Annotated in this window: 23 protein-coding genes; 19 read left to right on the top strand and 4 right to left on the bottom strand. The window is 48.9% G+C overall.

Annotated features, from left to right (window positions below; genetic code table 11):
• The first annotated feature begins 273 nt into the window (after positions 1-273).
• The 4 genes from ACX93W_RS10145 (at position 274) to rplT (ending at position 3,058) form a co-directional block, all read left to right on the top strand.
• The gene (locus tag ACX93W_RS10145) at positions 274-1,509 is read left to right on the top strand and encodes a glycosyltransferase family 2 protein (RefSeq protein ID WP_459392250.1); all 1,236 of its coding nucleotides are present in this window, start codon (positions 274-276) and stop codon (positions 1,507-1,509) included.
• A 261-nt stretch (positions 1,510-1,770) separates the two neighbouring features.
• Positions 1,771-2,325 carry a translation initiation factor IF-3 gene (infC, locus tag ACX93W_RS10140; protein ID WP_459392369.1) on the top strand — a complete coding sequence of 185 codons (555 nt, stop codon included), beginning with the start codon at positions 1,771-1,773 and terminating at the stop codon, positions 2,323-2,325.
• Between the two features lie 32 nt (positions 2,326-2,357).
• Complete coding sequence (rpmI, locus tag ACX93W_RS10135; RefSeq protein WP_068682086.1) at positions 2,358-2,558, top strand: 50S ribosomal protein L35; 201 nt, start codon at positions 2,358-2,360, stop codon at positions 2,556-2,558.
• A 140-nt stretch (positions 2,559-2,698) separates the two neighbouring features.
• Positions 2,699-3,058, top strand: a complete 360-nt coding sequence (gene rplT, locus ACX93W_RS10130; RefSeq protein ID WP_068682088.1) for a 50S ribosomal protein L20 — start codon at positions 2,699-2,701, stop codon at positions 3,056-3,058.
• A gap of 75 nt (positions 3,059-3,133) precedes the next feature.
• Here rplT and ACX93W_RS10125 read toward each other — a convergent pair whose 3' ends face one another.
• Positions 3,134-3,928, bottom strand: a complete 795-nt coding sequence (locus ACX93W_RS10125; protein WP_459392249.1) for a VOC family protein — start codon at positions 3,926-3,928, stop codon at positions 3,134-3,136.
• A gap of 223 nt (positions 3,929-4,151) precedes the next feature.
• Here ACX93W_RS10125 and ACX93W_RS10120 point away from each other — a divergent pair, with 223 nt between their 5' ends.
• Positions 4,152-5,057 (top strand): helix-turn-helix domain-containing protein, encoded by a 906-nt coding sequence (locus ACX93W_RS10120; RefSeq protein ID WP_459392248.1) that lies wholly within the window; start codon positions 4,152-4,154, stop codon positions 5,055-5,057.
• A 129-nt stretch (positions 5,058-5,186) separates the two neighbouring features.
• Positions 5,187-5,555 carry a hypothetical protein gene (locus ACX93W_RS10115; RefSeq protein ID WP_459392247.1) on the top strand — a complete coding sequence of 123 codons (369 nt, stop codon included), beginning with the start codon at positions 5,187-5,189 and terminating at the stop codon, positions 5,553-5,555.
• On the opposite strand, the gene ACX93W_RS10110 is transcribed toward ACX93W_RS10115, so the two are convergent.
• Positions 5,552-5,992 carry a GNAT family N-acetyltransferase gene (locus ACX93W_RS10110; protein WP_459392246.1) on the bottom strand — a complete coding sequence of 147 codons (441 nt, stop codon included), beginning with the start codon at positions 5,990-5,992 and terminating at the stop codon, positions 5,552-5,554. The genes ACX93W_RS10115 and ACX93W_RS10110 overlap by 4 nt on opposite strands.
• A 525-nt stretch (positions 5,993-6,517) precedes the next feature.
• On the opposite strand from ACX93W_RS10110, the gene ilvB reads away from it, so the two are divergent.
• The 4 genes from ilvB (at position 6,518) to ACX93W_RS10090 (ending at position 11,528) form a co-directional block, all read left to right on the top strand.
• On the top strand, positions 6,518-8,263 hold the full coding sequence (ilvB, locus tag ACX93W_RS10105) for a biosynthetic-type acetolactate synthase large subunit (RefSeq protein WP_459392245.1): 1,746 nt from the start codon (positions 6,518-6,520) through the stop codon (positions 8,261-8,263).
• The gene (gene ilvN / locus ACX93W_RS10100; protein ID WP_459392244.1) at positions 8,260-8,748 is read left to right on the top strand and encodes an acetolactate synthase small subunit; all 489 of its coding nucleotides are present in this window, start codon (positions 8,260-8,262) and stop codon (positions 8,746-8,748) included. Before ilvB ends, ilvN begins: the two co-directional genes overlap by 4 nt.
• A gap of 124 nt (positions 8,749-8,872) precedes the next feature.
• The gene (ilvC, locus tag ACX93W_RS10095) at positions 8,873-9,865 is read left to right on the top strand and encodes a ketol-acid reductoisomerase (RefSeq protein ID WP_459392243.1); all 993 of its coding nucleotides are present in this window, start codon (positions 8,873-8,875) and stop codon (positions 9,863-9,865) included.
• A gap of 118 nt (positions 9,866-9,983) precedes the next feature.
• On the top strand, positions 9,984-11,528 hold the full coding sequence (locus ACX93W_RS10090) for a 2-isopropylmalate synthase (RefSeq protein WP_459392242.1): 1,545 nt from the start codon (positions 9,984-9,986) through the stop codon (positions 11,526-11,528).
• Between the two features lie 111 nt (positions 11,529-11,639).
• Here ACX93W_RS10090 and ACX93W_RS10085 read toward each other — a convergent pair whose 3' ends face one another.
• Together ACX93W_RS10085 and ACX93W_RS10080 are read right to left on the bottom strand one after the other, a co-directional pair.
• Entirely contained in the window at positions 11,640-12,284 is a 645-nt protein-coding gene (locus ACX93W_RS10085; RefSeq protein ID WP_459392241.1) for an HD-GYP domain-containing protein, read from the bottom strand.
• Positions 12,285-12,350: 66 nt separating this feature from the next.
• Positions 12,351-12,566 (bottom strand): helix-turn-helix domain-containing protein, encoded by a 216-nt coding sequence (locus tag ACX93W_RS10080; protein ID WP_459392240.1) that lies wholly within the window; start codon positions 12,564-12,566, stop codon positions 12,351-12,353.
• A gap of 263 nt (positions 12,567-12,829) precedes the next feature.
• On the opposite strand from ACX93W_RS10080, the gene ACX93W_RS10075 reads away from it, so the two are divergent.
• From ACX93W_RS10075 to ACX93W_RS10035, 9 genes are all read left to right on the top strand, one after another.
• Positions 12,830-13,264, top strand: coding sequence for a helix-turn-helix domain-containing protein (locus ACX93W_RS10075; RefSeq protein ID WP_459392239.1), 435 nt, complete (start codon positions 12,830-12,832; stop codon positions 13,262-13,264).
• A 165-nt stretch (positions 13,265-13,429) separates the two neighbouring features.
• Positions 13,430-14,509 carry a 3-isopropylmalate dehydrogenase gene (gene leuB, locus ACX93W_RS10070; protein ID WP_459392238.1) on the top strand — a complete coding sequence of 360 codons (1,080 nt, stop codon included), beginning with the start codon at positions 13,430-13,432 and terminating at the stop codon, positions 14,507-14,509.
• 53 nt (positions 14,510-14,562) lie between these two features.
• Entirely contained in the window at positions 14,563-15,111 is a 549-nt protein-coding gene (locus ACX93W_RS10065; RefSeq protein WP_459392237.1) for a peroxiredoxin, read from the top strand.
• Between the two features lie 1,307 nt (positions 15,112-16,418).
• Entirely contained in the window at positions 16,419-16,781 is a 363-nt protein-coding gene (locus tag ACX93W_RS10060; protein ID WP_459392236.1) for a BlaI/MecI/CopY family transcriptional regulator, read from the top strand.
• A 2-nt stretch (positions 16,782-16,783) separates the two neighbouring features.
• Positions 16,784-18,322: a M56 family metallopeptidase gene (locus tag ACX93W_RS10055; RefSeq protein WP_459392235.1), complete on the top strand. Its 1,539-nt coding sequence runs from the start codon at positions 16,784-16,786 to the stop codon at positions 18,320-18,322.
• Between the two features lie 102 nt (positions 18,323-18,424).
• Entirely contained in the window at positions 18,425-18,841 is a 417-nt protein-coding gene (locus ACX93W_RS10050; protein WP_459392234.1) for a hypothetical protein, read from the top strand.
• 393 nt (positions 18,842-19,234) lie between these two features.
• Entirely contained in the window at positions 19,235-20,047 is an 813-nt protein-coding gene (sigI, locus tag ACX93W_RS10045) for an RNA polymerase sigma factor SigI (RefSeq protein WP_459392233.1), read from the top strand.
• Entirely contained in the window at positions 20,044-21,363 is a 1,320-nt protein-coding gene (locus tag ACX93W_RS10040; protein ID WP_459392232.1) for an anti-sigma factor domain-containing protein, read from the top strand. Before sigI ends, ACX93W_RS10040 begins: the two co-directional genes overlap by 4 nt.
• A 136-nt stretch (positions 21,364-21,499) precedes the next feature.
• Positions 21,500-22,897 carry an ATP-binding protein gene (locus ACX93W_RS10035; protein WP_459392231.1) on the top strand — a complete coding sequence of 466 codons (1,398 nt, stop codon included), beginning with the start codon at positions 21,500-21,502 and terminating at the stop codon, positions 22,895-22,897.
• Positions 22,898-22,925: the final 28 nt, after the last annotated feature.

The raw sequence follows: 22,925 nt of genomic DNA, 5'->3' as shown, positions 1-22,925 counted from the left end.
GAAGCAAAGCGCGGGGAAATGAGTCCTGGTCTTCCGCAATGCGTTTTTCTGACTTAAAAGAGTTAAAAGCAGTCGAATTCCCATTTTGACAAAGTGGTGGTTTCAGAGGAAAATCAGTAAATCAAACAGGGCAAATAATGCACTGGAAAATCTTGCGCCCCATTCGTTCGAGTTCGCAAAGTCCGGTTTTCAGGGAAGCGGATTTTTTGAACAACATTGTCAGGGGATAGAAGCAAGGGGTCAAAAATAGGGGTTTCAAGGGGGCAACGCCGTATGGGTTTTACAATTGCTTTTATTGCTTTTCAGGTCGTGTTGGCCTGCATCGCCGTCTATCAGTTTGGTCTTTCGTTGTTCGGCTTTATGAAGCACAAGGCACGCAAGCGGCATGAGCCGCAAAAGTCCTTTGCCGTGCTTGTCGCCGCGCATAACGAGGAGCAGGTCGTAGGGGCGCTTATTGAAAATTTAAAAAATCTGGATTATCCAAAAGAGATGTACGACATTTTTGTCATTTGCGACAACTGTACCGACAACACTGTGCAAATCGTCCACAGCATGGGCGTGAAGGCTTGCGTCCGCACCAATTATCATCTTCGCGGCAAAGGCCACGCCATTGAATGGATGCTGAAGGAGCTTTGGAGCATGCCGCGCCAATACGACGCAGTGGTTATGTTCGACGCCGACAATCTGGTTAACCCGGACTTCCTGAAGCTTATGAACGATGATCTGTGCGCGGGGCACAAAGTTATTCAGGGATATCTGGATACCAAAAACCCGGGCGACTCGTGGATCACGGCGGCATACGCCATTACGTACTGGTATTGCAACCGGCTATGGCAGCTTTCCAGAACAAACTTGAACATGAGCAACTTCCTGGGCGGCACGGGCATGTGCTTCGATTCCGCCTTGCTTAAGGATATGGGCTGGGGCGCCACCAGCCTGGTGGAGGATCTTGAATTCTCCATGCGCTGCGTCAAACGCAACATTTATCCCGTGCTGAATTACGACGCCAAAGTGTTTGACGAAAAGCCGGTTACGTTCCAGGCATCCGCCCGCCAGCGACTTCGCTGGATGCAGGGGCACTTCAACGTGGCGCGCAAATATTTTTTTCCGCTGCTATGGGCAGGCATCAAGGAACGCAATTTGACCAAGTTTGACGCTGCAATCTACAGTATTTCGGTATACAACACGCTGCTAGGCTTTCTTCTGACCGTGCTGCTGTGGGCGGACATGGCGATTCCCGCGTTTAACGTATTCCATTCCGTCTACAGTTATCTGCCTTGGTGGCTGGTGGCGGTCGCCGCAACGGCAACCGTGCTGCAATTCCCGGCGGCTATGTTGATGGAGAAGGTCAAGAGCAAAAAAATGTATGCCCATCTGCTGACGCTGCCGTTTTTCCTGGTCTCATGGTGGCCGATTACCTTCTATGCCTTTTTTACGCAAAACAACAAAACCTGGAGCCATACGCAGCATACCCGCGTGGTTCGCATCGAAGAGGTACAGGGCAAATAAGGCAGGTCCGGGAAGAGAAAGTATCTTTTGGACACTTTTCGAAAAAAGGCGCTTGACAGGGTTGGATGAGTAAGTTATATTAATTTAGTATTGTGTTAAAACATATGCAACAAGCAGAAGCACCCGCTTCTCACCTCCTCGGCGCAGGCTGACAGGTTCGCGATCATGGAATGATAGCTGCATTGCCTTTGAACGGGAGTGCAATGAATTTCAATGGACGTTGATGTGATGCGGGTTCTATCGAGCCCGCATCTTTTTATTATGAGAAGAAGTAAAACCATTTGGAGGTGGCACGTTATTAGCAGAGAACATCAAATCAACGATGAAATCCGGGCCAGAGAAGTTCGCCTGGTAGGCGCTGATGGAGAGCAAATCGGCATTAAATCGATTCGTGATGCGCTGCAGCTTGCAATTGATGCCAGTCTGGATCTGGTGAACGTTGCGCCAACGGCTAAACCGCCGGTTTGCCGCATTATGGATTACGGCAAATTCCGCTACGAGCAACAGAAGAAAGAAAAGGAAGCGCGCAAAAATCAGAAGATCGTTGATCTTAAGGAAGTATGGTTCCGCGCAAACATTGAGGAGCATGACTACCAGGTTAAATTCCGCAATGTTGTGAAGTTCCTGAATGAAGGCGACAAGGTAAAAGCTTCCGTTCGTTTCCGCGGCCGTGAAATTACGCATGCATCGATCGGGCAGCGTATTCTGGACCGTCTTTCCAAGGAAGTTGCCGAAATATGCAATGTCGAGCGCGCTCCAAAGCTGGAAGGCCGGAGCATGATTATGATTTTGGCACCGAAAAACACCAGTCAATAACTGGATACAACTTTAAGGAGGAAAATACTGACATGCCTAAGATGAAAACACACAGCAGTCTGAAAGACCGTTTCAAAATTACCGGTACTGGTAAAGTGAAACGCTACAAAGCTTACAGAAACCACTTGCTTTCGCACAAATCCGGACGCCAGAAGCGCGTTCTGGCTGGCCAACCTTTGATGGCAGCTGGCGACGTTCGTCGTCTGCAACAAGGCCTTTCCAACCTGAAATAATAGCACGTCAATATAACGAGAGTTTCAAAAGGCCGAGCTATATTCGACACGCTTATGCATATAGACATGTTGCGTAATCGGAAGCAGACTTTTTGGACTTTCCTATCCAAGTACATTTAAACTACAGGAGGTCTCCACTCATGGCAAGAGTTAAAGGCGGCTTTGTCCGCACTCGTCGTCGCAAAAGAATTTTGAAGTTGGCAAAAGGTTATTTCGGTTCCAAACACCGTCTGTTTAAAACAGCGAAGGAGCAAGTTGGCAAGTCGCTTATGTACGCATACCGCGACCGTCGCAACAAAAAACGCGATTTCCGCAGACTGTGGATCGTTCGTATCAATGCGGCTGCTCGTATCAACGGCTTGTCCTACAGCAAATTCATGCATGGCCTGAAACTTGCTGGCGTTGAAGTAAACCGCAAAATCCTGGCTGACCTGGCTGTTAACGACATCGGTTCGTTCAACTCCCTGGCTGGCATCGCTAAAGAAAAAATCAACGCTTAATTGCAAAAAAGCCGTTTCGTTACAGGCCACAACCTGCGAACGAAACGGCTTTTTTATTTCTGCGCTATCCAATTGCTAATTAAGTTCAAGCTCTGCGCCATGGCAAAACTTGCGGTCAAGCGTTTTCACTTGATGGAGCAGCTTGTTTTTCAAAATAACTTTTTCGATGCCATTGTAGTTTCCGTTTTTCAGCGTTATAACCGTATCGCCCAACCGAAAACGACAGCTCATGCCATTTCCCCCCGATTCTACTGGCGGGTTTTGTTGAAGCAGAATCCGGTACCAATCCAATGTATTACTCCATTCATCCGTGACAATCATCAGCTCTTGAAATCCATAACTGCCGTTTGGATGCGTCGTCAAGGCTTCACTGAGAGAAATAGCAGGCTTATAGGGGCTCATGAAAAATGGAAGCTTTTCGTCACCGGGATAATAAATGGACCACGTTGTAGCAGTCCCATTCTCATTTTTTCTTTTCATGCGCTTTGGTCCGTGTACGTGAAGTCCGGATAAGGATTGAGCCTCCATGTTACGCTGAAAAGATTCGTTTGGGAAGCTGTCCAAGGCGTAATCCCTGAAGCCTTCGCCAGCGCGGGTGTAGTTATCGTATCGGCCGCCATCAGGCTTTTTGAAAAAAAGCATGCAGCGCACCGCCAGGCGTATAAGGCTGTTCAGCGGCTGGCCAAAATTTGTGCAGAACAGCTCCAGAAAGGAGCCGTCTTTAAAATAGATCATTGCATTAACGGATTTGTCCGGTTTGGTTGGGTAAGTAACGCGAAACCCCAGTTTTGTGAAGTTATTTACGGCCGTCTTTAAATGATCGACTTTAATTAAGACATGTCCGATCCGAAACGGCGGGGTTGGCTGCATATCGTCTCCTCCTGTTATAATCGTATATAATAGCCATCAGGATTAAAATACTAACGCAGAATCAATGAGTTTTGTGCTCCAAAGCGGATTTTTTAATAACCCGATCAGTATTTTTGGACAGCAAAAAAAATCCCGAAAAAGCGGCGCGGAAATTGGATGGACCGGATAATAATCCGTCATACTTGCCAAATTAGCTTGATCGGGTTCTGGAGTTGAATCCAATATGAACGATAATAATGCCGCTGCTAATCTTCTGGCGGATGGCACCGCAAGCGGCGAAATCATAATAAGCAATGTCGCAAGCGATTTGACAATGTGCCGGAGTGATTTAATCTTTGCGAAAAATTGCGTTATACATGAACCATATGATCCCCGCCGGCTTGTGCAGATTAGCTTTTGTCTGGAGGGGTCCATGTCGTGGCGTTATCCCAATCTTTCCGGGGGAGATTATGCAATAGGACGTTGCGAGAGCCGGATTCAAGATGGGACTTCTGAGGAATGCCGGAGTTCGTTTGACGCCGGTCAGCATTGCGCCGGCTTGAGCATCGGTCTGGGTCAGAGGCGTTTCGGGGAGCTGCTCTCCAATTTCCGTGCGAAACATATTTCATCCGCGGATTTTGGCAAAGCAAAGGTTATTTCGCCTAAGGCACAGCTTCTGATCAAGCAGCTGGATGAAAGCTCCATTTGCGAAAGCCTTCGCCCAATATATACGGAAGGAAAAATACTGGAGCTGCTCGCGGTTTATTTTGATGAAATGATTGGCATGGATTCCAGAAGCGGCGGCAAGCCTTCCGTTTCGAAGGATGATTACGAGCGGCTGCAGCTCGCAAAGGAAATCATAGATCAAAAACATGCGGAGCAGCTCACCATTTCCGGCTTGTCGAGAATGGTATGTTTAAATGAATACAAATTAAAGACCGGATTCAAGAAAATCTTCGGCCATACTGTGTATGGATATATTCTTAATAAACGAATGGAAACAGCGGTCATTCTGCTGGATTCCGGGAAGCGAAAGGTCAAGGATGCGGCATGGATGGTGGGTTACTCCAACGTAAGCCATTTTATCAAAGCATTCAAGAAACAATACGGGTGCACCCCTGGAGAAACAAGTCGAACAACGCCTGATTAGAGCGCGTCTTAAAACTTGCTCACGTAATAGATTTATAGGGTAAACAAATGTTCGCGAGCGGACAAACATACAGGCAATCCCTCCTTCAAGTGAATAATCTGTAGGATAACAGGGAAGGGGGGAACCGGCATGCGTGGCAAAGTTTCTAGGGAACAAGCCAGAAAGCTTCTGGGCAAGTCCGTTTATGCGGTAAAACGTGACGGGGCGGTCGTGACTGGCCGACTGATCCGAATTAGCGGCAATCGGCTTTATTTGTCCTCAGGCAAATCATCAAAAGGAAAAAAGGTTAAAACCAAAGCCTTTTTATTGCCGCTTGTTTTATTCGACCTGCTTGCAATCGGCACTCTTGGCTTTTGGGGAGGCGGCTGGGGCGGCGGTTACGGATTCGGAGGCGGCTTTGGCGGCGGATGCGGATGCGGCGTGCCAAGCTGCGGAGGCGGATGCGGCTATGGAGGTTACGGCGGCAAAGGCGGCGGTTATGGCTTTGGCGGCTTCTAAATCGGCTTGAAGAGCTCATAACATTGCAGATTCGGCCAGAAGCGAAGGATGGAATAGCCAAGCTTATGGTAATATGCCATGGCGCGCCCGTTGCTTCGGTCAACAAATAACCGGCTGACGGAACAGTGATGCTTGCGGCCATAAGCCTCGGCATAGTTCATCAATGAGGTTCCGTGTCCGCAGCCTCGGTGCTGCGGATGCGTAACCAGCATATCTACCAGCAGTTCTCCGCGTGAGGCGCTGCAGTGGACAAAGGCGACGGGGGGGCCTGTCTTGCCTTTTGTTGCTACATAGGTGACGCCCCAGCGAAAGCGCTTGGGCAGCTCCCGAATGGCATGGGCGTCATGCGGCCTTACTGAATAGGAGTAGGGAAGCAGTTCGGCTCTGATTAACCGGACAAGCTCGGTATCATCGCTTGGCTTGCGGATTCGGATCATATCGAACCTCCACTTGTTTCGGGCAAAGACGGCGATTGGCGAATGCTGAATGAATCCCCGATGCCCGGGTTATAATACGATATGAAGACAGAGCCAAAATGTCCCTCCAAAATAGGGTGCAATTTTCAATGGTTATTGTTCTTGACGAACAGATTGAATCGGACTATAATGATGAAAAGTCATATCAATCAGCTATGATGAGGACGAAGTGTTAAGGGCTCTTTTGTTCAGAGAGCGGATGGATCAGCTGCAACCATCGCCAAAATCCCTTTTCTACGAGCTCACCTCGGAGCTATCCTCCTGAAAAGCGGCAACGCGTATTAGGGAGCATCGCAGGGCAAGCGTTAAAGTGCCACTGGTGGAACGTCGATATGTGCACAGCGTTCCGACCTGTAGAGGTTACGTATCGGGAGATATGTAACGAATTTGGGTGGTACCACGGAAGATCAACCTTTCGTCCCTTTCAGTTTAATGACTGAGGGATGAAAGGTTTTTTGTTTTGCTTTTTTGAGAGGAGGACCACTAATGACAACACAAAGCGCAACATTGAAGTCAAAAGAAGAGTTGTTGAAAAAACTGTCCAAGCCCGAAGTGATTTCCGGTTCCGAAATTTTGCTCCGCAGCCTATTGCTTGAAGGCGTGGATTGCGTCTTCGGTTATCCGGGCGGTGCAGTCTTGTATATTTATGACGCCATGCATGGCAATTCCGATTTCAACCATATCTTGACCAGGCATGAGCAAGGAGCCATACACGCTGCGGACGGTTACGCCCGCGCCAGCGGCAAGGTTGGCGTATGTATCGCCACTTCCGGCCCAGGAGCGACCAATCTGGTGACGGGAATTGCGACCGCTTATATGGATTCCGTTCCGCTGGTTGTCATTACGGGCAACGTCATGTCGACTCTGATCGGCACAGACGCTTTTCAGGAAGCCGATATTACCGGCATTACGATGCCGATCACGAAACACAGTTATCTGGTGCGCAACGTAGAGGATCTGGCCCGCACGATTCATGAGGCGTTCCATATTGCCAATACGGGACGCAAAGGACCGGTGCTGATCGATATTCCGAAGGATGTATCCGCGCAGCAGACGTTGTTCGAACCGGTTAAAAGCGTCAGCATCCGGGGCTATAATCCAACGGTTAACCCTAACAAGCTGCAAGTAGACAAAATGATCAAAGCTATTGCGGAAGCTGAGCGTCCGCTCATTCTGGCAGGCGGCGGCGTCGTTTACTCCGGAGCGCATGAGGAACTTCTGGAATTCGTTACGAAGACCGAAATTCCGATCACGACAACCCTTCTTGGACTGGGCGGATTTCCAAGCGGCAACGATTTGTGGCTGGGCATGCCGGGCATGCACGGCACCTATACGGCCAATACGTCCATCCAGAATGCGGACCTGCTCATCAATATCGGCGCGCGGTTCGATGACCGCGTAACTGGCAAGCTATCGGGCTTTGCGCCGCTGGCAAAAGTCATTCATATCGACATCGACCCTGCGGAGATCGGTAAAAACGTACCGACGGACATCCCGATCGTTGGAGATGTCAAGACGGTTCTGGGTTTGGCCAACAAAGCAGCGGTTCGTGCAGACAAGGCCGATGAATGGAGAGCGAAGCTGAAAGCTTCCAAAGCGCAATATCCGTTCCGTTACAAGGATTCCGATACGGAGCTTAAGCCGCAATGGGTTGTGGAGCTGATCCACGAAACAACTGGCGGGGATGCAATCGTAACAACGGATGTAGGCCAGCATCAAATGTGGGCAGCTCAATATTATCCGTTTAACAAGCCGCGTTCCTGGGTAACTTCCGGCGGCCTTGGCACAATGGGTTTTGGCTTCCCTTCGGCAATCGGTGCCCAGATGGCGCAGCCGGACCGCACGGTTGTTTCCATCAATGGCGACGGCGGCATGCAGATGTGTGCGCAGGAGCTGGCGATTTGCTCAATCAATAACATTCCGGTTAAAGTTGTTATTATTAACAACCAGGTGCTCGGCATGGTTCGCCAATGGCAAGAGCTGATTCACGGTAACCGGTACAGCTATATCGATCTGGCCGGAAGCCCGGATTTTGTCAAGCTGGCTGAAGCATACGGGGTTAGAGGCTTCCGTGCCTCCACTAAAGAAGACGCCAAGTCGGTATGGGAGGAAGCGCTCCGCCATCCAGGCCCTGCCGTAGTAGAATTTATCGTTCGCAAGGACGAAAACGTCTTCCCAATGGTCGCGCAAGGCAGCACGATCGATCAAATGATCATGGGGGATGCGGAATGAAAAAACATACCATCGCAGTAATTGTCAATGACCAGCCCGGTGTTTTGCAGCGCGTATCCGGTTTGTTCGGACGCCGGGGGTTCAACATCGAAAGCATTACGGTAGGCGCAAGCGAGGAGCAGGGATTGTCGCGTATGGTTATCGTCACTTCCGGCGATGACCATACACTGGAGCAAATTACAAAGCAGCTGTACAAGCTGATCGACGTAATCAAGGTTATTGATCTTAGCTCCAACGCTATGGTTGGCCGGGAATTGGCGCTTATCAAAGTATACGCCGAGCCTTCCAGCCGTCCCGAAATATTGGGCGTGGTTGAAACCTTCCGCGCATCCGTCGTTGATATCGGCACTCAATCATTAATGGTTCAGGTTGTTGGAGATTCCAGCAAAATAGATGCTATGATCGAGTTGCTGAAGCCTTATGGCATCCGCGAGCTTTCCCGCACTGGCGTAACTGCGCTTAACCGCGGTAACGTAAAACAATAGTATGATATAATGCACACAACCGCTTTTGAGCGGGCGTTTAAGAGGAGAACCGGCGTCAGAAAGCCCGGCTTCTCCGCTTAAACACCCGTTCAAAAGGGTTAAATCAAAGGAGGCAATTATTAAAATGGCAGTTACATTGTATTATGAAAAAGACGCTGATCAAGGCGTACTTCAAGGCAAAACAATCGCAGTTATCGGTTACGGCAGCCAAGGCCATGCGCAAGCGCAAAATCTTCGCGACAGCGGTCTGAAAGTTGTTATCGGTCTTCGTCCAGGCAAATCCGCTGACGTTGCCAAAAAAGACGGCTTTGAAGTGTTGACAGTTGCAGAAGCAACTAAACTTGCCGACGTTGTTCAAATTTTGCTTCCTGACGAAACACAAGCCCAAGTATATAGAGATGAAATCGAGCCTAACCTGAAGCAAGGCGCGGCTATTATGTTCTCTCACGGCTTTAACGTGCACTATGGCCAAATCGTGCCAAGCGCAGACAAAGACGTATTCCTGGTTGCTCCTAAATCGCCGGGCCACATGGTTCGCCGTACTTATGAAGAAGGATTTGGCGTTCCCGGCCTGATCGCCATCCACCAGGATGCAACAGGCAATGCCAAAGCAATCGGTTTGGCTTATGCTAAAGGTATCGGCTGTACTCGTGCAGGCGTTATCGAAACCAGCTTCAAAGAAGAAACCGAAACAGATCTGTTCGGCGAGCAAGCCGTATTGTGCGGCGGCGCTACTGCGCTGGTTAAAGCAGGTTTTGAAACACTGGTTGAAGCTGGCTACGCTCCAGAAATGGCTTACTTCGAGTGCCTTCACGAGCTGAAGCTGATCGTTGACCTGATGTATGAAGGCGGACTTGCAACTATGCGCGATTCCATCTCCAATACAGCAGAATACGGCGACTATGTAACAGGTCCTCGCGTTGTAACGGAAGAAACGAAAAAAGAGATGAAGCGTGTTCTGGAAGATATCCAATCCGGTCGTTTCGCTCGCGATTTCATCCTGGAGAACCAATCCGGTCGCGCTATGCTGACGGCTACACGCCGCAACGAAGCTGCTCATCCAATCGAGCAAACAGGCAAACAGCTTCGTGAACTGATGCACTGGATTAAAAAGTAATAGATAAAAGACCAATCCCGGTTCATTGGGGCGGCCGCAGGAGGACTCATTTTGAATCAGCCTGCGGCCGCTCCGTATGCAATCGGGATCATTCTGTTCACGGAGGTGCAATGGAGAAATGCGTAAAATCTATATTTTTGATACTTCGCTTCGCGACGGCGAGCAGTCTCCCGGCGTCAACCTGAATACCAAGGAAAAGGTCGAAATTGCGCTTCAGCTTGAAAAGCTAGGCGTAGACCGGATTGAAGCAGGCTTCCCGGCTGCGTCTCCTGGCGATTCCGCTGCGGTCAACGCTGTAGCGCGCGCAATCAAAAATGCATCTATTATTGGTTTGTCGCGCTCGCGCGAAGGCGATATCGATGCCGTGCGGGAAGCGCTTAAAGGCGCCCAGGATCCTTGCATCCACCTGTTTCTGGCTACAAGCCCGATTCATCGCAAGCACAAGCTGCGCATGGAGAAGGAGCAGGTACTGGAAGCGGCAGACCGCGCTATTCGTTATGCCAAGCGTTATTTTGACAAAATCGAGTTTTCGCCTGAGGATGCAGGCCGGACTGAGCTGGACTTTCTGTGCCAAGTAACGGAAATGGCCATTAAAGCTGGCGCAACCGTTGTCAATATTCCTGATACAGTAGGGTATATGAACCCGCAGGAGTTCGGAAACATCTTCAAAACCTTAAAGGAAAACGTGCCTGGAATTGAAAAAATTCAGCTGAGCGCGCATTGCCATGATGACCTGGGAATGGCAACGGCCAATTCCCTGGCCGCTATCCTGAATGGTGCGGATCAAATCGAAGGCACCATTAATGGTATTGGCGAACGTGCAGGCAACACGGCTATCGAGGAAATCGCAATGGCGCTGGCGACTCGCCCAGATTTCTTTAATGCTCAAACCACGTTGAACCTGAAAGAAATCGCCAAAACAAGCCGTCTTGTCAGCAAGCTGACGGGTATGCCTGTGCCGGGCAATAAGGCTATCGTTGGTGCCAATGCATTTGCCCATGAATCCGGTATTCACCAGGACGGCATGTTGAAGGAAAAAACAACCTACGAGATCATTTCTCCGGACGTGATCGGCCTGAAGGATTCCAAGCTGGTGCTTGGCAAACACTCCGGCCGCCATGCCTTCCGTGAAAAGCTGATTGATATGGGATACGATTTGGATGATGAGTCGGTTAATACCGCTTTCGCTAAATTCAAGGATTTGGCGGATCGGAAAAAAACGGTTGGCGATGAAGATATCCGGGCTATGCTGGAAGAACGCCTGATCGATACGCCGGAAGTATTTACGCTGGAAACGATCCAGGTTAGCTATGGCAACCGTTCTACGCCAAGCGCAACGGTTGTGGTTCGTGCCGCAGACGGAGAGACGCGCGAGGAAACCGCTGAAGGAAACGGATCGGTTGATGCCATCTACAATGCTCTCGATAAAGCGACTCGGGAAACGGTAGAGCTTGAGGATTATTCCATCAAGTCGGTATCGCAAGGCAAGGATGCTTTGGGCGAGGTGCATGTCGTTCTGAAGCAGGATGAGCAATCGGCGCAGGGGCGCGGCCTCAGCACCGATATTTTGGAAGCAAGCGCCAGAGCTTATCTGGATGCGGTTAACCGGCTGCTCGACAAACGCAATTCGCCAGGTCGCCGCGACAATATCAGCTTGATTTAAAATGTCTAGTAACAAGCAAGGCCCGAAGAGAATTTTCTCTTCGGGCTTTGCTTGTTGGTCCTTGCATAATGATGAGTTCGAATAGCTTCGGTAAACTTGGGGAAATTCCGTTCAAATAGCAGCAGGCAGGTTATGAATAAAAGGCAAAAAGTTAGAATCTCTGGTGAAATGGATAAATGCCTCAACGATTTCGGGATCAAACTGGCTTCCGCTGTTTCGTTGCAGCTCATGTATGGCCGTAATATAAGACAAGCCTCTTCGATAACCGCGATCCGATGTCATGCTGTCAAACGCATCAATGACGGAACAAATTCGGGCCAGATAAGGAATTTGGGTGCCGGAAAGCCCATCCGGATAACCGGAGCCGTCCCATCGCTCGTGATGATGCATAACAATGCCCCATACAGCCCGGTCATGGCTGCATCCATCATAATCCAGCAGATGACCGCCGCATGCAGGGTGGAGCTTCAGAATCATCCAGTCCTTTTCGGTCAGCTTGCTGGTGCAGTGCAGAATGGTATTGGGAACCAATAGCTTGCCGATATCATGAAGACGGCATCCTTCAACGAGCTGGTTCAAAAAGCGGGCGTCCAAATCCATAAAAGCGCCAAACTGACTGGCGATGATAGAGGCGCGTATGCAATGGATGTAGGTCGAAGGACTCTTCCGTTTCAAAAGCTTCAGGCACAAGCTTTCCATGTCGTCTTGCTCAATATCGGAATTGGAGTTGTCGACCGATGTAATGCCTCTGGTCATACCGGATCTCTCCTTCAAATTTTCGCTTGACCGATTGTTGGCAGGCCGTTACGGGTATAATGCAGGTTAAGAAGCTACATTCCGTAAGCTCTCGGGATCAATTTCCAGCGTCTCCAGTATTTTGGATAAATATTTTTTGCCGGAGCGTTCGCCATGCAAAATATAGTTCAAATATACCTTCGTCGTCCCGACATGTTCAGCGAGCCAGGCTTGGCTAACTCCTTTATCAAGCAGACGTTTTCGGATCAGCATGCCTAGCGGGGTTAGTTTTCTTTTCTTCAACCGAATTCACTCCTTATTCACAACCAGATATATCTAGCTGTTGTGAAACGGGTTTCTGGTTTAAGCGCAAGAGTCAACCCAAGCCGAAAAGACAGACTGATCCCGTTAATGCCGCTCTGTTAGTATATCTGCATATCTGGTATGATGAAAAATATTGACCTAATTATAGGTTACACGTATTTTCGAGCGTTGTCAACAAAAGGACGGTTTATTCGTCATATTTTGCCCAATTTTACACGAAAAACCATACAATGGAGGCCCTTATGTCGGGAATTGGAACACGGATCAAAGAATTGAGAAAAAGACATGACATCAGCCAGGAAGAGTTGGCTTCCGAGATCAAGGTTTCCCGGGGAAATGTCGGAGATTGGGAACGGGGCCGGGCGAAGCCGGGAGCGGAGGCGCTCGTTGCATTGTCCAGTTATTTTTCCGTTTCCGTTGATTGGATTCTCAATGGCCACGAGTTTCAATCGCCCCACATGAAGCGCTGGAATCAAGCCTTGTCCGGGGAAAACATAACGCCTGATGACATCGAATTGCTGGCCAAGTTGAAAAAGCTGTCTGAAAAAGAGAGATGGAAGGTTGAGGGGTATATCGATGCTATTGCGGGAGGATCAGCGGTTCAGTCAAAAAAACCGATGGGAAAATTATCTCCATCTCCAAGTGGAGAAGAAGCCGCCGCCAGTGAAGGGGCTTAATTTTTAGCCCGCTTTGATTAACTTTTTAACCAATTAATGTCTGAGTTCGCGTTTGATTATAGTTATTGGCTATAAAGTTCATAGAATTTATATCTTTGTCTTGTTAGCCGATTTGTGGTACAAATGATAATAGAATGAGAATGATAAGAGGAGAGTTGAATTTACATGTCTGAAGTGAAAAAAATTGCGGTTTTGGGCGGAGACGGTATTGGACCGGAGGTTGTTGGCGAAGCGCTGAAAGTGTTGAAAAAAACAGAAGAGCTTTTCGGCTATCAATTTGAAACGGAGCATGGATTATTCGGCGGCATCGCCATCGATGAGAAGGGTACTCCGCTTCCGCAGGAAACGCTTGATATTTGCCAAAATGCTGATGCCGTGCTGCTGGGCGCGGTTGGCGGTCCAAAATGGGACAACAATTCCAAAGAGCTTCGTCCTGAAACGGGCTTGCTGGGCATTCGCAAGGCGCTTGGCCTATTCTCGAATATTCGTCCGGCAACTGTATTCGACTGTCTGAAAGAAGCTTCTACGCTTAAGCCTGAAGTTTTGGAAGGCACGGATCTGATCGTTGTGCGCGAATTGACAGGCGGCATTTATTTCGGTGAGAAGTTCCGCCGCGAGGGAGCCGGCGGCGAAGAAGCAGTTGATACTTGCGTATATAATGTACAGGAAGTGGAGCGCATCGTTCGCCAAGCCTTCGATATTGCCATGACACGCGGCAAACGTCTGGCATCCGTCGACAAAGCAAACGTTCTGGAAACATCGCGTCTGTGGCGCGAGGTTGTTAACCGGATTGCGGTTGAATATCCGGAAGTTGAGCTTGAGCATGTATTGGTCGACAACTGCGCAATGCAGCTGCTGCGCCGTCCATCCAGCTTTGACGTTATCGTTACGGAAAACATGTTTGGGGACATTCTTAGCGATGAAGCGGCAATGCTTACCGGCTCCATCGGCATGTTGTCTTCGGCTTCGCTGGGCGAAGGCAGCTTTGGCCTTTACGAGCCCGTTCACGGTTCTGCGCCTGATATTGCCGGACAAGGCATCTCTAATCCGATCGCTACGATTTTGTCCGTTGCTTTGATGTTCCGTTTGACTTTTGGTTATCACGAAGCCGCTGCATCCATTGAAAAAGCGGTGAAGGACGTATTGGATGCGGGTCACCGTACAGGCGATATCGCGGTTGACAAGTCTAAAGCAATCGGCACCACTGCTATGGGCGATCTGATCGTTGCGGCAATGACAAAATAAATATAGAAATCCAAGGGCGCTGCGGCGCCCTAGCGGATAGGAGGAACGATATTATGGCAGAACGATTGGTTGGACGCAAAGCGCCGGACTTTACGATGGAAACGGCGACTGGCAATGGCGGGGATTTTGGAACGGCTTCGCTGGCCGATTACAGAGGCAAATGGCTGGTATTTTTCTTTTACCCGCTTGATTTTACGTTTGTATGCCCGACTGAAATTACGGCGCTGAGCTTGGCTGCGGAACAATTCAACAAGTTGAATACCGAAATTCTAGGCGTTAGCGTGGACAGCAAACACAGCCACCGCGCCTGGATCAATACACCGGTGAGCGACAACGGCCTTGGCCAGTTGAGCTTCCCGCTTGCTTCCGATTTGACCAAAAGCGTTGCCCGCGATTACGGCGTGCTGATCGAAGAAGAAGGCGTTGCGCTGCGCGGATTGTTTATTATCGATCCAGAAGGCGAGATCAAATACCAGGTCGTTAACCACAATGATGTAGGCCGCAGCGTTGACGAGACGCTTCGTGTGCTTCAAGCGCTCCAATCCGGCGGATTGTGCCCGATCAACTGGAAACCTGGCCAAAGCAATCTGGTTGCCAAATAAGAGAGCATACAAAACAGAAACAACGTAGACAAATTAGGTAAAACAAATTGCGTAACCAACAATAGAGAGAGGGGCTGTCCAAAAAAGTCCCTAAAATTACGGGCTGGGCGGAAAAACGTTAGGTTTTCCGTCCGGCCTTTTATGTACGTGCTTTTACAGGTGCATGGTGAGGTGCATCCCCACCACTTTTACCTGTACTGTCATCTTCGCCTTCGCTGTAGTGGACATGAATGTCCCTTAGAAGGGGGAAAAGTAACTTTTCTACATTGTAACGGACATATTTGACCGTTACAGCTTGAAAAAGAGCCAAAATGGCATGTTTTGGGGCTGTAATGGACATGGATGTCCATTACATTCGTCAAAAGCTATGAAAAATACGGCTAACGGTCATGTTTGTCCACTAGCCATGCGTCGTGCTTGCACCGAGCGCTGTACCACTAGCCATGCGTCGTGCTTGCACCGAGCGCTGTACCACTAGCCATGCGTCGCGCTTGCACCGAGCGCTGTACTACTAGCCATGTGCCGACCTGTATTTTCTGTTAGCCATGTGCCGACCTGTATTTTCTGTTAGCCATGTGTCGCTAGCTGTGCCTTTATCCGTCAAGTCATCGTTTGTCCTCAACAAGTGGTTCAAGCTGCCTGCATGTGCCAACCGTTTCCACAGTAATCCCAGGCTATCTTTTTGTTTTTTGTTGATATCTACTTTTTGGACAGCTACTTTTTTTCATTACCCTCCAATATACGCCGCTGCAACAAACGGCAATAATCTAGATGACTCCGATACCGCAATTATTTTTGCGGCTCTACTGAGAAAACTCCCCCATGTACAGATTTTCTACATCTTTTGGCAGATCAGGTATCCAGGAGCCTGATCCAGGAATGATTTCTGTACCGCCAAAAACAAACCAGCCCAATGTCTTAATTAGCCAATATAAACCGGCTATTCGCAATTGCCAGTTCAACTGTTCAATTTGAAGATCAGCTACTTCAAGGTAAGCTGAAATTATTTTTTCTTTTGAAAGATGGTTCCTTAGTCAAGCAATACAGGTCACCGAGATGAGGGCTTAGATAGGCGATGGACCAATCAATCGGCATTATGCCCTCGTGTTGAATTAATAGGTTTTTTGCATGGTAATCATGATGGACAATTGAGGTCGGCACTATTGATAAAGTTTGTCTAATTGATCAGGCCGTGGATAGGTAGAGCTTTTTTTTGTATCTATTCCTGAAATTGACACAGGTTGGTCTATTGTTATAAACTTGTTTTAATGGTCTGTGATTATAAACCAAAACGGGGGAGAAGCGATATGGAACGTTTGAATCTTTGTGAAAGCGACTACCAGTTTATGCTGGTCGTTTGGGAGAATGAGCCTGTAGCCTCAGGGCGGCTGGTTGCGCTTTGCGCTCAAAGGTTGGGTTGGAAAAAGTCCACGACCTATACCGTGCTGAGGAAAATGATTCAAAAAGGCATGTTAGTCAATGAGGAGACGATCGTTGCTTCGCTTGTGCCTAAGGAAGAAATCCAGTCGTTTAAAAGCGAGAATTTTGTAGAAAAAGCTTTCGAAGGTTCGTTGCCGAATTTTTTGGTGTCGTTTTTTGGAGGCAAAAAAATAACGGGCAAGGAAGCGGATGAATTGAAGCGGCTGATTGATGCGCACAAGGAGGAATAGCCATGCAGGATTTGTTTGGTACGGTCCTGAAGATGAGTTTGACTGCAAGCTATGTGATTTTGGCCGTGCTGCTTGTTCGTTTCTTTCTCCAAAAAGCGCCAAAAAAATATGCCTATTTGCTTTGGGTAGCTGTAGGTTTCCGCTTGGTTTTTCCACATTCCTTTACGTTTGATTTCAGCTTGCTTCGTTTGAAGGAGCTTTTTTCGTCAACTGATTCTGCGGGATTGGCGGCGGGGAGCGGGATGTTTCCAACTTCCGCAATAGAACCTGATCCATCCCCCTACTTCAATACGCCAACTGAAGACCACATCTCTTCGGGAACGTTTAGCGGGATTTGGAGTCCATTTCCTGAAATTGTTGCTGAAGAAGGGGGCTTTCAGCCTGAATGGGTAATGTTTGCCGCCTTGATCTGGCTCGTTGGCATTGTTGTATTGTTAACGTATAGCGGTGCTGCGCTATATAAGGTTAATCGAAAAACCGCAACGGCAATTAAGCTTGAAGGAAATATCTATGAATCAGACGCCATTTGCTCTCCGTTTATATTAGGATTTTTTAAACCGCGCATTTACATTCCGTTTGGTCTTGGGCAGGCTGAAAAAGCCTACATATTGATGCACGAAAGATATCATTTGCGCAGAAGGGATCACTGGATTCAGCCGATCGCTTTTTTAATACTTGCTGTTCATTGGTTTAATCCGCTAGTATGGGCGGCTTATATAGGGATGATGAGAGATATGGAGATGAGCTGCGATGAAAAGGTATTGACCGAAGCAGGGCCGGGTATAACCAAGCCATATAGCCTCTCTCTTCTTTCCTTTGCCTCAAACCGGCGAATACCGACGGCAAGTCCTCTTGCTTTTGGAGAAAGCAGTGTCCGGAAACGAATCATAAATGTTCTTTCATTCAAAAAAGCAAACAAGTGGGTTTCAACTGCGGCAGCTATCTTAACCGTAATGGCTATTGTAGCTTGTACAGCTGATCCCGGAGCAGGAAGCAGCGGTAAGAGGCTGCAAGCAGAGAAAGGGAGTGCAGGGGTCTCCGGCACAACTGCGGAATCGGAAGTTCGACCAGCTAACGAGGCTCAGGTGGGGGACAAAGCAGTTAGCGGGTCGTATCGTTTTGAGAAAAAGCTGTATTTGAATCCACTGAGCTCTTTCTATCCGGGCCCTGATTTTGTTGAATATTATTCCTTTAGAGAAAACAGCTTTACAATTACAGATCAAAAAGGCGAGCAGACGCAGTTGTCTGCCCGATATGAAAAATCGGTAGTGGAGCCAGACGACTTCATTGAAGCATACGGGAACTATGCGCTGAAATCATTAATTCCGGATATTGGGACATACCAAACCCGCCTGCAGTACGATCTGGATAGGGCTCACGACGACCAGCGTGATTTTTATCGCCTCTATATCATGGATGGAGAAATGTGGTTGGCTCATTTTTTAAATGATGTTGTTTGGACGGTGTATCAGATTGCCCCTTATTACGGAAACTTGCCAATGAAAGAATCGGCGGATACGGGGGAAAGCAATCGTAAATAATGAAGGAATTTGCCGGAAGGATAGCGAATAAGTTAAGAAGGAAGCGGCGTTTTGTGGTTCAGTTTCGAAAGTACGTCCAACAGATATGAAGGAGGTCTTCCGATGAGCTTTTGCTGCGGGGCCAGCATGATTGGAACAAAAGGAACGTTGAAGCATCATAGCACGCATGTTCATAATGTGCCTATTACATTTTGTCCGGTATGCCATCGGGTGGACATTCATTATCTCGCCCAGCACGAATATGACATTCTTGCGGAATACGCTTTTGGCGATGGGGCTGCCGAGGTTGATTTTACGGATTATGTGGAAAAAAGAAAGCAGGATCTGGTCGAAAACTGCGTTAACCACGAAAGTGAAGAACCGATGGAGGTTGTCCGAAGCCAAATCGACATGGCGCTTGATTTGTTGAGCTTTGCCAAAGGCATTAATGACAGAGAGTGGCAAGTGATGCTGATGAAACGGCTTTCTTCATTAAATGAGCGCCGCAATAAGCTGATGCAGAGACGATCCTCTGTTTAGAATCCACCTTATAAAACGTCCATATAAGAACAGTCAAGGCCTCCTTTCAAGGAGGTCTTTTTGAATTTTAAAAAATGCGCCTGCCGTGAATATTCCGCCTACGTTACCATTAGCAGCTTAGAAGCAGAGGATTTAACGCTGTTGCTGTTTGATTTTGCACCGTTTAGGGTATAGGGTTACAGGTTTGTCCTGCGGCCTCGCCGGATTAGAATTGTTTCATTTAGGCGCTTCAAGCGTTATAAGGGATGTGACTTGTCCGGCAATTGGTGTATAATCGGCAAGATGTCCGGGGCCTTACGATATTGCTGATCAAAAAATGAAGGTTTTCTCATTTGGACCCCCGCAAACCACAAACGTTCGGCGAAACTATATAGTAGCGAGGTGGAGCGATTGTTGCTGATCCTGTTGGAGCGTTTTCTGCGGAAATCGTCTTCCTCCAAAAAAGGGGCAAAGGAGCAAGCTCTGAGCCCGGAAGAGACCGTTTCCGAAATTATAAAAGGCGATGAAAGCAAACGCGATGCCTTAATCGCGAATTATTCGCCATACATAGCCAAATTAACAAGCAAATTCTGCAGACGTTACATCGATCCGAAGAAGGATGATGAATTCAGCATTGCGCTGCTGGCATTTAATGAAGCGATTGACAGCTTCAATGCTGGCGCAGGCAAATCATTCCTCGGTTTCGCAAAAACGGTCATTCAGCGCAGGCTTATTGACTATGCCCGAAAAGAGAAGAAGCATCGCCAGGATGTGCCCTATAGCGTATTCGATTATGAAAGTGATGATGGCGCGGCTTATAATGTATTAGAGACTCGGCAATCGATCGCGGCCCATGAAGCGGGAAAAACCGAATCGGCCCGCCGTTCGGAGATTGCGGAACTTAGCAGTGAATTGGGAAGGTACGGCATTACCTTTGCGGAGCTAGTCGAACTCTCTCCCAAACATTCCGACTCAAGAGTCATGTTGATCTCGATTGCAATCGTACTGGCCGAAAACGGCGAATTGATGGAGCAGTTGAGGGCGACGGGAAAGCTGCCGGTAAAAGAATTGATGGAGGTTGGGGGCGTATCCCGCAAAACGATTGAGCGCAACCGAAAATATTTGATTGCCATCGCTATTATTAAATCAGGCAATTATCCCTATATGAACGATTATTTGCGTGTCGAAAAAAGCGAGACTGAAACGTTGAAGGAGGTGAGTCGATGAAACGCGGCGTAGTCATGAGCATCCATTCCAAACATGCAGTTGTAATGACGCGTGATGGCCGCTTTCTGAAGGCTCCCCTTCGCGGCAATCCTCAAATCGGAGAAGAAATCGCATTTGAGGAAGAGCTTCCTTCCGGAGAGGATAGGAAACGAATCGCATTTTCGTTGCGGGGCGGTTATGCGCGATATGGCGCCGCAGCAGCTGTGTTGTGCCTGTTGCTGAGCGTTGTTCTCGTTTATGCGGTAAGCAGCGCAAGGACGGTTGTCGCTTATGTCACAATTGATATTAATCCCAGCATCGAAATCGGCATCGACAAATCGGAGAAGGTTCGTGTGCTGCGTGCGTTGAACAGCGACGGCGAGATTGTGATTGAAGGTTTGAAATACCGTGGAATGGATATTGAAGCCGTTGCTGCATCCATTCTGAACATTGCTGGCGACACGCATTATCTGGATACTCCGTATAAAGATATCTTTATTACAAGCATGCTGGTGGATGGCTCAAGCTCGGCAGCGCTGGATTTTGAAGCCGTGCTGGCGCGTAAGCTGGATCACAAGCTGCAGGAGTGGCTAACGGAGCATGGGACGCCATCCGATATGGTGCATATCACAACGCTGCTTGCCCCGGAGGAGCTGCGCCTTGCCGCCGAAGCAAACGGCTTGTCCGCAGGGAAAATGGCGGTTTATTTGATGGCCAAAAGCGAAGGTTTCCAGCTAGGGCTGGATGAGCTGCGCTCTCAATCGATTCATGATGCCACGGAGTCCATGGGTGGCGTAAAAAATCTCGTTTCCAGCGAGCCCGAGGTGGAAACGAAACAAATGCTGCAGGAGCTGCTGCAGCAGGAGCAAAGCACGGCTAGCGCCAAGCCGTCCGCTACGCCAAAGCCTGCTCCGACAGCCAAGCCGGTTTTGCAGTCGGAAACGACCCGTCCTGCCAGCCCTTCCGCCAAGCCGGGCATTGGAGCAACGCCAGATTCATCGGCGAAGCCTGGCAGGGGGCAAGGCCGCGATAACGATGATCGCGGCAACCAAGATCAAGGCCGCGATAACGACGACCGCGGCGGCAGGGGTCAAGGCCGCGATAACGACGATCGCGGCGGCAGGGGTCAAGGCCGCGATAACGATGATCGCGGCGGCAGGGGTCAAGGCCGCGATAATGACGATCGCGGCGGCAGAGGTCAAGGCCGCGATAACGACGATCGCGGCAACCAAGGCCAAGGCCGCGATAATGATGATCGCGGCGGCAGGGGCCAAGGCCGCGATAACGACGATCGCGGCAACCAAGGGCAAGGCCGCGGAAACGGCGGCCGCCATTGAAAAATGTAAGTCGATGAATGGTTTTACCATAATTCGACAGGATTTCTGATTGACAGCCTTCGCAAAGTAAACCTATGATGAGGTATGGTCTTTTGAACATTCCATAATCCATAGTTTTGCCGGGGAGGAGTAGTAGATGCAAGCCATTCGAAAGCGGTATTTCCCGGCGCTTGCCGAATTTGTTCGTGGCGGCGGAGAAGCATCGCTGTTTCATGCCAGTGAGCTTGGCAAACAACTTTACGACTTTCATCCTGAAGCGATTTTTGCCGTACATGAAGAATGCCTAGGGACACTTGCCGCAAATATGGAGTCACACGACGCACTGAAGCTTTATCATGACTCTTTTTCTTTTTTGAAAGAGTTGCTGGCGGCCCAACATGAGAAGGTAGGCATTGACGCCAGCGGAGAAATTATCGATTTGCGCCGTCGAACCTCAAGTCTGGAATTACAGGGATTGCTTCCGGTTCAATACCCTACCGATTCCGAAAGAGTCAAAAACAAGTACGAAAATGTGCTGCAGCATATGGATAGCGGAATCGCTTTGTTCGATGATGACGGCATCCTGACGTTTATTAACGTGCAAATGGCCAAGGAACTTAATATATCCCGGTACGAGCTGGTTGGCCATAATATCAGGGGCATTCTGCTCCACCCGGGCCTGCATATCGGCACCAAACGCATCATTTTGCGACTCTACCGGGAAATGTTCCGCAAGAGAAACCGGTATTACGAGTTTCAGCACAGAGACGGCAGACATCTGCTAGCGACCGTAACTTACGGCGATCAGTTAAACGGCGATTTTCTCATCAGCGTCAAGGATGTTTCGGAGTACAAGCAGATTGAGCAAAGCGCGCTGCAAAACGACAAACTGGCCATGCTGGGCAAAATAGCCGCGGCCATCGCCCACGAAATCCGCAATCCGCTTACTAGCATCAGAGGATTTATTCAGCTTCTTCGTCCCTATCTGCTGGAAGTGGGGAAAGAAGAATATGCTCGTATTATTTTGACAGAAATCGATCGCGCAAACGACATCATATATGAGTTTCTGAATTCCTCCAAGCCTTCCGCGCCGATGAAAAAGGCGACCTCAATTGACGGGCTGATCCGCGAAGTCGTCATGCTGACGGAAAGCGAAGCGCTGCTCCGCAATTGCGAGATCACGTTTGAATCGCTTGAACCCGATGCTTTTGTCGCCGTGGATGTTAAGCAAGTGAAGCAGGTTATGCTGAATATGGTCAAAAATGCGCTGGACGCTGTGGAAGAGGTTCGGACTGAAAGAAGAGGCAACATACATATTTCGCTCAAAAGTGACGGTCAATACGTGGAAGTTACTATCAAGGATAACGGCAAAGGAATGGACAAGGCTGTCATGAACCGCCTGTTCGATCCGTTTTTCACGACCAAGCAAGCCGGAACGGGGCTGGGGTTATCGGTTAGCTATCGCATCATCCGCAATCATGGAGGCACCATTCGGGTAGACTCCCGCGAAGGATGCGGCACAGAGTTTATCATTTATTTGCCATTGGCGGAATAAAGGATTAGAATCGAATCGGGGCATATGT

The organism is Paenibacillus sp. CAU 1782 (genome assembly GCF_054551715.1).
The sequence above is the reverse complement of the archived record's forward strand: the minus strand, read 5'-3'. Positions and strand labels throughout refer to the sequence as shown.

Coding starts and splice junctions, on each gene's coding strand:
- ACX93W_RS10145 (WP_459392250.1), top strand. CDS start 274: ATGGGTTTTACAATTGCTTTTATTGCTTTTCAGGTCGTGTTGGCCTGC.
- infC (WP_459392369.1), top strand. CDS start 1,771: ATGAGAAGAAGTAAAACCATTTGGAGGTGGCACGTTATTAGCAGAGAA.
- rpmI (WP_068682086.1), top strand. CDS start 2,358: ATGCCTAAGATGAAAACACACAGCAGTCTGAAAGACCGTTTCAAAATT.
- rplT (WP_068682088.1), top strand. CDS start 2,699: ATGGCAAGAGTTAAAGGCGGCTTTGTCCGCACTCGTCGTCGCAAAAGA.
- ACX93W_RS10125 (WP_459392249.1), bottom strand. CDS start 3,928: ATGCAGCCAACCCCGCCGTTTCGGATCGGACATGTCTTAATTAAAGTC.
- ACX93W_RS10120 (WP_459392248.1), top strand. CDS start 4,152: ATGAACGATAATAATGCCGCTGCTAATCTTCTGGCGGATGGCACCGCA.
- ACX93W_RS10115 (WP_459392247.1), top strand. CDS start 5,187: ATGCGTGGCAAAGTTTCTAGGGAACAAGCCAGAAAGCTTCTGGGCAAG.
- ACX93W_RS10110 (WP_459392246.1), bottom strand. CDS start 5,992: ATGATCCGAATCCGCAAGCCAAGCGATGATACCGAGCTTGTCCGGTTA.
- ilvB (WP_459392245.1), top strand. CDS start 6,518: ATGACAACACAAAGCGCAACATTGAAGTCAAAAGAAGAGTTGTTGAAA.
- ilvN (WP_459392244.1), top strand. CDS start 8,260: ATGAAAAAACATACCATCGCAGTAATTGTCAATGACCAGCCCGGTGTT.
- ilvC (WP_459392243.1), top strand. CDS start 8,873: ATGGCAGTTACATTGTATTATGAAAAAGACGCTGATCAAGGCGTACTT.
- ACX93W_RS10090 (WP_459392242.1), top strand. CDS start 9,984: ATGCGTAAAATCTATATTTTTGATACTTCGCTTCGCGACGGCGAGCAG.
- ACX93W_RS10085 (WP_459392241.1), bottom strand. CDS start 12,284: ATGACCAGAGGCATTACATCGGTCGACAACTCCAATTCCGATATTGAG.
- ACX93W_RS10075 (WP_459392239.1), top strand. CDS start 12,830: ATGTCGGGAATTGGAACACGGATCAAAGAATTGAGAAAAAGACATGAC.
- leuB (WP_459392238.1), top strand. CDS start 13,430: ATGTCTGAAGTGAAAAAAATTGCGGTTTTGGGCGGAGACGGTATTGGA.
- ACX93W_RS10065 (WP_459392237.1), top strand. CDS start 14,563: ATGGCAGAACGATTGGTTGGACGCAAAGCGCCGGACTTTACGATGGAA.
- ACX93W_RS10060 (WP_459392236.1), top strand. CDS start 16,419: ATGGAACGTTTGAATCTTTGTGAAAGCGACTACCAGTTTATGCTGGTC.
- ACX93W_RS10055 (WP_459392235.1), top strand. CDS start 16,784: ATGCAGGATTTGTTTGGTACGGTCCTGAAGATGAGTTTGACTGCAAGC.
- ACX93W_RS10050 (WP_459392234.1), top strand. CDS start 18,425: ATGAGCTTTTGCTGCGGGGCCAGCATGATTGGAACAAAAGGAACGTTG.
- ACX93W_RS10040 (WP_459392232.1), top strand. CDS start 20,044: ATGAAACGCGGCGTAGTCATGAGCATCCATTCCAAACATGCAGTTGTA.
- ACX93W_RS10035 (WP_459392231.1), top strand. CDS start 21,500: ATGCAAGCCATTCGAAAGCGGTATTTCCCGGCGCTTGCCGAATTTGTT.